This window comes from Spirillospora sp. NPDC000708 (assembly GCF_040299565.1).
Taxonomy (GTDB): domain Bacteria; phylum Actinomycetota; class Actinomycetes; order Streptosporangiales; family Streptosporangiaceae; genus Spirillospora.
This window is the reverse complement of record NZ_JBEPCJ010000236.1, coordinates 1-1,492: the sequence shown is the minus strand read 5'-3', so window position 1 is coordinate 1,492 and position 1,492 is coordinate 1. Positions and strand designations below refer to the sequence as shown.

Genomic DNA, 1,492 nt, shown 5'->3' with positions numbered 1-1,492 from the left:
AAGAAATCGAACTCATGAAAGACTTGTTTGAGTTTGATATTGGCATTGTCAGAATAAAGAGGGACATTTCCACTTTGTCGTTGTAGATTTTTAGCAACAGTTGTTCCATACATGATTTTATTGTTTGCCGGACTTTTCTTATCAAGATAAGAAAATCGGTCTTTATTTTTGATAAAGACTTGATAATCGCCATTTTCTAATTTATCGACACAGCGTGCAGGTATCTTTATTGTCGCTTCTTTATCTAAAGCAGTATCAATCGTTACGTATAAAAAATTTTCAGTTTCTTTCTCAATTTGCCAATCTTCTACCAAAATTGAAATTTCTTTTTCTTGATTTTTTTCTTGAATACTCTCTTTGTCATTCCAAAGTTTCACGACTTCCTCTACTGAATAACCAATGGTATTTTTTTCTATCCGTTCTTTTAGATTTTCCTTTAAAAATTTATCATTTTTTAAACTTCTATCTCTAATTTTTTTGGTTTGTTCGCTTCCCTCTAAAAGATAAGTGGTATATTTTTTTGTGTCGTCCACTTTTAAATTTAAGGCTCTTGCTTTTGTTTTAAAATCTTCCCAAGTGTGAGAATGGTTCATTAAAAATTCAAGTTTGTTTTTAATCTCTTTTCGGTAAGAATTTTGAGCAAGATAGACCAAATAATTTTTGTGAGAGTTTCCTAATTTTTGTTCAGGACGGACAATAATTTTACAGCCATATTCTTTAGAAATGTTATCAGAAATTTCTTTCAATCGTTCCAAATCATTTTTATTTTGATGAAATTTATTTAAAGTTAAAGGGTCAGTTGCATTTAGCACAATATGATTATGGAGGTGTGGCTTATCGGTATGAGTAGCAATAATAAATTCCGCAGAATTTCCGAGATATTCTTTCATGGTTTTACAACCAATTTCATGAACTTGTTCAGGGGTTAAATGGTCATCAGGAGAAAAAGATTGGACAAAATGATAACCGAACCTTTCATTTTTTCGTGGCTTGTTTTTTAAAGCGATAGCCATTGTTCGAGTCGCTAACATTTCATCACAGGTTGAATGAATATCTAAAATATTTTGACCGGAAACATATTCAAAGTCATTTGTTTTTTCGGAGTTCATCACATAATCAATGAGTTGTTTTAAATCTTTTGCGGAATGAACCGTTCCGTTCGATTGTTTTGGCATATAACTCACTGTCATTTTTACTCCCTCTCCGAAATAAAATGAACAACTTTTTGAATTTTATTTTCCAAGTTTTCTAATTGCTTTTGATAATCAGACATCAATTCTTTTGTCTGATTATTTTTATTTTCGTTTAAATGTTTAGCAATTTGATTGATATTATTTCCGATACGTTTTAGTTCAGATTTTGTCGCAGAAATTTCAGAAATAATATTTTTATATTCTGAAAAATCAATAGAAAAAATCTCTTTATTGCAACAGGCTCGTCTAGCAAAAATAGAAAAATTAGTGATACCAGTTTTTCTCATCATCAATTTAAT

Annotated in this window: 2 protein-coding genes; both read right to left on the bottom strand. The window is 30.0% G+C overall.

Annotated elements, in window-relative coordinates; all coding sequences use genetic code 11:
- A partial coding sequence (locus tag ABT299_RS52660; protein ID WP_500255479.1) for a relaxase/mobilization nuclease domain-containing protein occupies positions 1–1,190 on the bottom strand: 1,190 nt, incomplete at its 3' end.
- A 2-nt stretch (positions 1,191–1,192) separates the two neighbouring features.
- Positions 1,193–1,492, bottom strand: a 300-nt coding sequence (gene mobC, locus ABT299_RS52655) for a plasmid mobilization relaxosome protein MobC (protein WP_500255478.1), incomplete at its 5' end; no start/stop codon positions are given.